This is a genomic window from Chamaesiphon sp. OTE_8_metabat_110, from assembly GCF_031382685.1.
Taxonomy (GTDB): domain Bacteria; phylum Cyanobacteriota; class Cyanobacteriia; order Cyanobacteriales; family Chamaesiphonaceae; genus Chamaesiphon.
Genome location: NZ_JANMZA010000153.1, coordinates 1 through 9,018, shown reverse-complemented (window position 1 = coordinate 9,018; position 9,018 = coordinate 1). Strand labels below are relative to the sequence as shown.

Sequence of the window (9,018 nt, the reverse complement as noted above, 5' to 3'; positions counted from 1 at the left end):
CACTTCACCACCATTGACGCGCTTAACGGATTCCACACCTGCGGATACGGAAGCTTGTACTTCAGAGACATCACCACGGACAATGACAGTTACCCGTCCGCTACCAATTTTTTCATAGCCGACCAATGTGACTCGTGCGGCTTTGACCATGGCGTCGGCAGCTTCCACAACAGCAGGAAAACCTTTGGTTTCAATCATTCCCACGGCAATAGACATATATTTTTCTTCCTTATGAGTAAATTTGTAATTAGCGACTCGCGCTCGCCTCTGTTTCCAGACGGATTAGCGAGTCAAGAGGGCGACTCGCGATCGTCTGGAAACCAGACGGATTAGCGAGTCAAGAGGGCGACTCGCGATCGCCTCTGTTTCCAGACAGGTTAACGAGTCTAGAAAACGACTCGATCGCAGATTTGCACCGAATCAGATTTAGTAGTAAATGTTAATTGTTTCCATAGACTTTTATCTATGCAAACCCCAATACTCTGCATCTGCTAAAGTCAAGCATAGACTGAGACGTGACGCTTTGGCAATATAAGCAACAATTTTATTTTGTTAAGTTAGGTATCAGAAACTTTTATGTGAGGCTAGCGATCCCCATCCTCACGGTAGCAAACTGAGTTGACAAAACTTATTATTTGTGCATCACCAGGTTAGTTCGTCCTATTTCCCTGGGCGATGAATTAGCTTTTCGATCGTCCGTTTGCGGGCTTGTTGGTCTACCCCAATGATACGGATGTACGATTTTTGCCGATCGCGGACGATCGATTCCAATGCCCGCGAGATTTCAGCAGCAGTCCGACCTTCGACCCGACCGCCAGTTTCCCAAGCATTGCTCTTGTAGCGCCGCTCATCGGCAAATTCGGTAAAGATCGCACAACCCTGGGCGACCAGCCGCGAGATCGTCTCGACGACATCGATCGCCAAAACAGTGCTAGTAGGGCTAGCTACAGTGGTATGGCTGCTACTAGTGCTGGTATGTTGCGGGGTGTAACTGGTACTCGCTGCTGGGGTAGGAGGATAGGAGTTAGCTTGACCGGGACGGTGGACGATTTTTTCGACCACGCGACGTTTGGCGTGACTATCGACACCGATGACGCGCACATAATCGTTGGGGTTATTGGTAATACAGTTGGCGATCGCCCTGACGATCGCACTCTCGGTTTGGGAGTCGATCCGATCGCAGCTATGCCAGGAACTAGTCTGGAAGCGACGTTTGTCGGCACGTTCGACTGCTAGCTGCAAGCCTTGGGTGAGGAGCTGACGGACGAGCTTACCGATCTCGTCACCCGCACCATTCGTGGGCGCACTCGCTCCATTGCTAGGGACAGCATGGGTCGCGGCTGATGTAGTCACAGCAGTACTTTTACTAGCAGCCGCCGGAATATCACCCGGTCGTTGAATGATGGTTTACAGCATACGGCGTTTGGCGTGGGGATCGATGCCGATCAGCCGGACGTATTCGCCGCTATGCTCTTGGAGGCAATTTTCCAAACCTTTGAGGATTTCCACCTCGCGATCGGAGTTAAACGACGCACAACTAGTCCACGAGCTAGTTTGGAAGCGGCGTTTGTCTGCATGTTCGGTGCCGACAGTATAGCCTTGGGAGAGAATCCGCCGCACGTTCTCGATCACATCGGGAGCCAGATTGGACTTGTTGTGGCTGGCTTCTTTGATATTTGCAGCGCGAGCGATGCTATACAAGCCCGAACTAGAGAGATCGACAGCCGCTTGAAATGGCGTAATACATTCGATATCATCCGCACAGCGGTAGCCAGACCGCAGCGAGTCGTTGATGCTGATAATGTGGGAGGCAAACTTGAGATCGTCTGGCTGGACATCGGAAAGACGATCTGCTTGCTGCTGATTGGTAACGATCGCCCCAGATGGGACGTATTTACCCGCTGGAATAGTGACATCTTGAATTAAGGCGTGCATCATCACGACACAACCATCGCCGACTTTGGCATTGAATACCGTCGATCGAAAGCCGATGAAACAATTATCGCCAATGTAAGCGGGGCCGTGAATCAGCGACATGTGGGTCAGTGATGTATTCTCACCCACCCACACCGAGTATTCCTGGCGATCGTCGCCGACAACGCGACCCTGCTCTAGTCCGTGAATGACGACCCCATCTTGAATGTTCGTATTTGCCCCGATGCTAAAGGGTTCGCCCTCATCCGCCCGAATCGAAATCCCGGGCGCGATCATTACATTCGCACCGATGCGGACATCCCCAATGATGTTAGAAAACGCGTGTACGTATGCACTTGGGTGAATATTTGGCTCGATTAGCGTCTTCGACCACGGCGTAGATGGCGATGCCGTTACATTACTCTGGAATACCATAATTTTCTCAAAATTTTCCTTAAATAATTTATGTAGCGATCGCTCAAAATGCCGATCCTTTGCGAGTAATGTCCCAAGTCACCCGATCGATCTCAATTTGGCTACGGTCGGTTAATCGGCAAAAAGTCGCGATCGCCGCCTCATTCCAGCAGCTTTTACTGCCATCAAAGCTAGCGCTCAGATCGTCTCGATTTCGCAAAGCGGAGGCTACGCCAACGCCGTGGCTGTGTAGTACAAATTCTCGGCATCGATTCGGTTAGATGATGTTTATCTCTTAGGTGCTAGTCGAAATTTTACAGCCAAAGAATCAGCGTTTGAGCTAAGATTCGCCCAAACTGGAGCAATTTAAAGGTCAGTAAAACCGAAAATAGTGCTAACGATACGATCGATAGTACAGTTTCGGCGATCGATTTGGCAATATAATCCAAAATTATTCTTTACGATAATGGTCATAAGTTAGGCTGATGCCCGCCAGTGGGTTGGTGGCGTTGGCGTAGCCTCCGCTTTGCGGAATCGGGTGGGCGATCCCGGTTCGGCGCGATCGGCTAGTTCTGATAGATAATGGTTGGTAGTGGAAAATTAACAAACACCGATTTAGCTTAACTTAAAAATTCTGTAGTCTAGTGACAACGTGCAATGTGCCCGATTCCGCAAAGCGGAGGCCACACCAACGCGCTACATTTAAAATCATTTTTTAATATTATTCACATTACGGATACTCGATCGCAATTTATGGAACAGATGCTGCTGGATACTGCCTGGTTGATCCCCTGCTATGGTTTATTGGGGGCAATTTTGACGATCCCCTGGATGACGCGACTGGTGCGCCGGACTGGCCCAAGACCAGCAGCCTATTTAAATATTTTGATGACAACGCTAGCCTTTATTCATGGCACGGCGTTATTTCGGTCGGTCTGGAACCACGAACCCTATCACATTGTATTTAATTGGTTGACGGTTGCGGGACTGCAACTAAATCTCACCTTCGAGATATCGCCCGTCAGCGTCGGCGCGATGGAATCAGTCACGGTATTGAGCCTCCTGGCACAAGTGTTCGCCTTGGGCTACATGGAAAAAGACTGGGCGCTAGCCAGATTTTTCGCGCTGGTGGGCTTTTTTGAAGGTGCGATGAGCGCGGTGGCAATTAGCGATTCGCTGTTGATGAGCTATGGCTTACTAGAGTTGCTGACGCTTTCGACCTACTTACTCGTGGGTTTTTGGTACGCGCAACCGTTGGTGGTGAAAGCCGCTAGAGACGCATTCTTAACCAAACGGGCGGGAGATATCCTCCTGTTTGCTGGAGTCATTGCCCTCTCTAGCATTGCGGGGAGTCTGGATTTTCAAGACTTGTATGATTGGTGTGAGACGACCGATCTTCCGCCTTGGGGCGCGACGCTGATTGGGTTGGCGCTGATTGCTGGGCCGATCGGCAAATGCGCTCAGTTTCCGCTGCATTTATGGCTGGATGAAGCAATGGAAGGCCCCAATCCCGCGTCGATCTTGCGAAATTCAGTAGTTGTCACGGGTGGTGCTTATATCTTGATTAAAGTGCATCCCATCTTATACCTATCGCCAGTTGTGACGACGACATTAATGGTAATCGGTGCTGTTACCGCGATCGGGGCGACTTTGGTATCGATCGCTCAGATCGACATCAAGCGGACGATTTCGTACTCAACTAGCGCTTATTTGGGGCTGGTATTTATCGCAATTGGGGCGAAATGGATTAGTTTTGCATTTCTGTTGCTGTTCGCTCATGCGATCGCCAAGGCATTGATTTTTATGAGTGTCGGCTGTGTGATTTTAACGACTAACAACCAAGACGTGACCGAGTTTGGGGGATTAGCCAAGAGTATGCCAGCCACGACGAGCGCCTTTGTCGTCGGTTCACTAGCAATGACTGGCGTGTTCCCGTTAGGTGGTTTTTGGGCATTTCAGGAGGGGCTGGAAGTACTACGCCTTGACTATCCCTGGGCGATCTGGACGATCTTGTTAGTCAATGGCTTGACGGCTTTTAATCTAGCACGAGTATTTGGGCTGGTGTTTTTAGGTAAAACTCAACCTAAAACTAGGCGCGCACCAGAAGTCCCCTGGCCGTTGGCGTTACCGATGGTGTTCTTGACGGTTTTGACCCTAATGGCTCCACTAGCGATGTCCCAACTGTCTTTACTGCCCGATCTAGATCGGATCGACTCGTTGCGATTAGTCTCGATTAGTTTATCGAGCGTATTGGGATTTGTAACTGGTGGCTTGTTGTACTTTAGATCCGATCGCACTCCAGTCAAGCTATCCCTACCTTGGGTGCAAGAGCTATTAACGTATGATTTTTATGTGGAAAAACTTTACGATAATACGGTTGTCTGGTTTGTCTACCATCTTTCCCAATTGACTGCTTGGCTCGATCGATATGTAGTCGATGGTTTCGTCAATTTAGTCGGCTTTGTGACAATTTTTAGTAGTGAAAGTTTGAAATATGGTGCCTCGGGTCAGGTGCAAAGCTACTTCATCACCATTGCCATGGGAGCCGGATTTTTAGGCTTAGCAATCGGTTGGTTATTTTGGTCTCTCTAACACTAGGGAATAGGGAATAGGGATTGCTGTAAGAGGCTAAAACTTATATGGTGGGCAGTGCCCACCCTACTTTAATACTATTCGCTATTCGCTATTCGCTATTCACTATCCCCTATCCCCTATCCCCTAATTCAATGCTAAGTACTTTACTAATAGTGCCCTTAATCGGGGCAATTCTTGTGGCTATTTTGCCCGATCGCACCAGATCGATCGCTTCGGCGATCGCGATCGCAGTTATCGGTTGGACGGTATTGTTATTGACTGAGTTCGACCTGAGTAATCCTGGAATGCAGTTTGTTGAAAATTTCACATGGATCGATACTTTAGGCTTGTCCTATCGACTGGGTATCGATGGGTTGTCATTGCCATTAGTCGCGCTCAATAGTTTATTAACTTGGGTGGCTATTTACAGCAGCGATGAAAAGATCCAACGCCCGCGTCTATATTACAGCCTAATTTTGATCTTGAATGCGGCGGTGAGTGGTGTCTTTTTGGCGCAAGATTTGTTGCTGTTCTTTATTTCCTATGAGTTAGAATTGATTCCCTTATATCTGCTGATTGCGATTTGGGGCGGTCAAAAACGGGCGTATGCAGCTACTAAGTTCTTGATTTATACAGCGCTATCTGGCGCACTGATCTTAGCAGCCTTTTTGGGATTAGCTTGGTTTGGTGGAAGTAACAGTTTTATTTACGATCCCGCACTTTCAGCCGCACTTCCTTTGAGCCAGCAGTTATTATTACTCGGCGCACTGTTGCTGGGATTTGGGATTAAGATGCCCCTATTTCCGTTTCATACTTGGCTCCCTGACGCTCACGTCGAGGCGTCTACCCCGATTTCCGTCTTACTAGCTGGAGTCCTGCTTAAACTCGCCACCTATGGAATCTTGCGCTTCTGCGTTGGGTTATTCCCAGCAGCTTGGCAGGTAGCGGCACCGTGGCTGTCGATCTGGGCGATCGTCAGTGTATTGTACGGGGCATTGATGGCGATCGCGCAGGCGGATATGAAGAAGATGGTGGCTTACAGTTCGGTCAGTCATATGGGTTATATCTTACTAGCGGCAGCGGCAAATACCCCGTTGAGTTTTTCGGCGGCGATGATTCAGATGGTCAGTCACGGGCTGATTTCGGCGACGCTGTTCTTGCTAGTCGGCGTGGTCTACAAGAAGACTAAAACCAGAGATATTAATGTCTTGCAAGGACTGCTAAATCCCGAGCGCGGGATGCCAGTAATCGGCACCTTGATGGTAGTCAGCGTGATGGCTAGTGCGGGAATTCCTGGAATGGTCGGGTTTATCGCTGAATTTCTAATTTTTCGGAGTAGTTTCCCCATTTTCCCTGTCCAAACGCTGTTCTGTATGATCGGGACGGGATTGACGGCTGTTTATTATCTCCTGCTAATCAACAAAGCCTTCTTTGGGCGGCTATCAGCGCCAGTACAAAACCTCGAAGCTGTCACTTGGCGAGAACGATACCCCGCAATGATCTTAACAGTCGCGATCGTCTTATTTGGACTCCAACCAAGTTGGATCACCCGCTGGAGCGAACCGACAATTGCCGCAACACTACATCAACCACCAGCGATCGTGGCAAGTGTGACAAAATAAAGAGCAACATCCTCAAGCCAAATGAATAATCCTAATTCCTGTCATCGTTTTGCTACTTATATCGATCGATTCTATCAGGGTCAAAGCTTACTACCAGACAATCCCAGTAATGTTAAAGAAGTAGTTGGTATCCTCGATAGTTATGGTTATGTCCTAGACGCTTACCAAGTAAATCTTCAGCATATTGCCGAGCGCGAATTTCTCACAGTATTTCCATTTTTTAAGTACTTTAATAATGGCGTGTCGTCAAAGCAATTAACACAGCATTTATGGCACGATCGGATTAATTATGAATATGCCGAGTACTGCATGAAAGTGATGCTCTGGCATGGTGGTGGTAAGCTCGAACAGTACATCGAGTCACCAGAATTTAGAGAACTAATCGAGCCAGCAATTCAAGCCAAAATTAAAGGTCATCCGGTAATTGGACTGCTACATCGATTTTTTCCAGAGTTCTTACCAGAGCAAGTCCGGCAATCTGTTTATTACAATGCCCTCGGTCAGTTTTGGGAAGTAATGGCGGCGATTTTCTTGACATTAGGGAAAGCTTACGAAAAAGGTAAAATCGAGAGCATTCCTGACGTAGTAGATTGGATTAAATCAGGGCTGGTAGCAGCGGCTGCCAATCCGATTACTTATACAGTCAAAATCGACGATCGCGATTATGACATCCTACCCAAGTCGGCAAATCTCACCTTCCTCATGGATGTTGCCGTCCCCTATGTCGAAGCAATCTTCTTTCGCGGTACGCCATTTTTAGGTGTAGTTTCTTACAACGCTCAAGCTCATCAAATCCCGATCGAGCAATCCGAATTTACTTACGGTGCATTATATGCCGACCCGCTCCCGATCGGCGGTGCTGGCATCCCACCAACGTTGTTGATGCAAGATATGCGGCACTATATCCCACCATATCTCCACCAAATGTATCAAGAAACCAAGCGCAAAGAAGACGATTTACTCGTGAAAATTTGCCAAAGTTTTCAAAAGTCGATGTATTGCGTCACCAGCGCGACGATTTTGGGTTTAGCGCCCCACCCGCTAGATACCCAAAATCCTCAAGAACAAGCAACTAACACAGCATATTTTGAAGGCTGGATGGATCGATTATTGACTTCTGAGCTACCAAATATTCAAGGTTAACTCGGTAATGTTGAGTAGGTGAATATGGATTCGATCGAAGTAGATATTGGCTGAAATCTAGATGGTGGGCAGTGCCCTTACTCTTCTGAGCTACCAAATATTTAAGGTTAACTCGGTAATTTTAAGTAGGTAAATATGGATTCGATCGAGGTAGATATTGGCTGAAATCTAGATGGTGGGCAGTGCCCACCCTACTGGGACTGACAAGTTAAGGTTTTCGATCGAATGTCAAGTACCACATATAGTGGTTCTTTGAGATAAACAAGCCAAATGTGGAGTTTGAGTTTTTCTGACTCGATCGAAGTACAAAGGTTCTCGATCGCTAGACATGTGATGGATTGGTCGATTGATAAATCGTCAAACCTGCTTGACACTTGCGATAGCGAAGCGCTGCCTTGGCAGGTCGAAGATTAACTTGTCACTAATCGGGGAACAAAGGCGTGCGCGAGCCGCTTTCAACGGGGGGGCTGGGGGTCGGAGCGACCCCCAGATCCGGGTTCTGTCCACAACAATACAATCCGCATCCCACAAATTCGCTCTATTGTACCGACACGCTTGCTACTAGCCGTTAAACATTGAAGCCACCATCACAAAGTTCTAGATTTCTAGGCTCACTCAAAATTCACTACTAGTCAGAATCACCCTCCTATGTAATAATGGGAGTTTTGGGTTAAGTATCAAGCACTAAGGAAATATATGTCCCGATATCGCGGACCGAGACTGAGAATTACACGTCGTTTAGGCTCCCTACCGGGTTTAACCCGCAAAGAACCACGCCGTGCCTATCCCCCAGGTCAACACGGTCAAAACCGGAAAAAGCGTTCTGAATACGCAATCCGCCTCGAAGAAAAGCAAAAATTGCGGATGAACTATGGTGTCACCGAAAAGCAAATGCTCCGCTACGTGCGGAAAGCAAGACGCGCCACAGGTTCCACCGGATTAGTTTTATTACAATTACTCGAAATGCGGTTAGACAACACTGTCTTCCGTCTGGCAATGGCTCCCACCATTCCAGCAGCACGCCAACTAGTGAACCACGGACACGTCACCGTCAACGGACGCACCGTGGATATCGCTAGTTATCAATGTCGCTCTGGCGATGTCGTCGGCGTTCGCAACCGCGAAGCATCCAAGAAATTGGTAGAAGCAAATCTCCAATATCCCGGCTTGGCTAACACCCCCAACCATTTGGAATTTGATAAGCCGACCTTAACTGGTAAAGTTACAGGCACGATCGAACGCGAGTGGGTAGCTCTTCAAGTCAATGAGTTACTAATCGTCGAGTACTACTCTCGACAAGCCTAGAGATGTTGGATTTTGGATGGCGGCTGCATCCAAAATCTACTCTCTT

At 48.1% G+C, this 9,018-nt stretch carries 7 protein-coding genes and 1 pseudogene; 4 read left to right on the top strand and 4 right to left on the bottom strand.

The features are described from left to right. The 4 genes and pseudogenes from RMO52_RS05680 to RMO52_RS05660 all read right to left on the bottom strand — a co-directional run. The coding region (locus tag RMO52_RS05680) for a BMC domain-containing protein (protein WP_310411728.1) at nt 1–216 on the bottom strand (216 nt) is incomplete at its 3' end. 444 nt (nt 217–660) lie between these two features. After that, nucleotides 661–2,349 (bottom strand): annotated as a pseudogene (locus tag RMO52_RS24645) (ribulose bisphosphate carboxylase small subunit). Between the two features lie 43 nt (nt 2,350–2,392). Beyond that, a complete protein-coding gene (locus RMO52_RS05665) occupies nt 2,393–2,548 on the bottom strand; it encodes a hypothetical protein (RefSeq protein ID WP_310411720.1) in 156 nt (51 codons plus the stop codon). A gap of 94 nt (nt 2,549–2,642) precedes the next feature. After that, entirely contained in the window at nt 2,643–2,777 is a 135-nt protein-coding gene (locus RMO52_RS05660; RefSeq protein ID WP_310411716.1) for a hypothetical protein, read from the bottom strand. Between the two features lie 304 nt (nt 2,778–3,081). Here RMO52_RS05660 and RMO52_RS05655 point away from each other — a divergent pair, with 304 nt between their 5' ends. The 4 genes from RMO52_RS05655 to rpsD all read left to right on the top strand — a co-directional run bounded on the left by RMO52_RS05655 (nt 3,082) and on the right by rpsD (nt 8,972). Further along, nucleotides 3,082–4,920, top strand: coding sequence for an NAD(P)H-quinone oxidoreductase subunit F (locus RMO52_RS05655; protein WP_310411713.1), 1,839 nt, complete (start codon nt 3,082–3,084; stop codon nt 4,918–4,920). Nucleotides 4,921–5,054: 134 nt separating this feature from the next. Next, on the top strand, nt 5,055–6,524 hold the full coding sequence (locus RMO52_RS05650; protein ID WP_309739505.1) for an NADH-quinone oxidoreductase subunit M: 1,470 nt from the start codon (nt 5,055–5,057) through the stop codon (nt 6,522–6,524). Between the two features lie 21 nt (nt 6,525–6,545). Further along, nucleotides 6,546–7,667: a CO2 hydration protein gene (locus RMO52_RS05645; protein WP_309739504.1), complete on the top strand. Its 1,122-nt coding sequence runs from the start codon at nt 6,546–6,548 to the stop codon at nt 7,665–7,667. Between the two features lie 696 nt (nt 7,668–8,363). Further along, a complete protein-coding gene (rpsD, locus tag RMO52_RS05640) occupies nt 8,364–8,972 on the top strand; it encodes a 30S ribosomal protein S4 (protein ID WP_309739034.1) in 609 nt (202 codons plus the stop codon). The last annotated feature ends 46 nt before the right edge of the window (nt 8,973–9,018 follow it).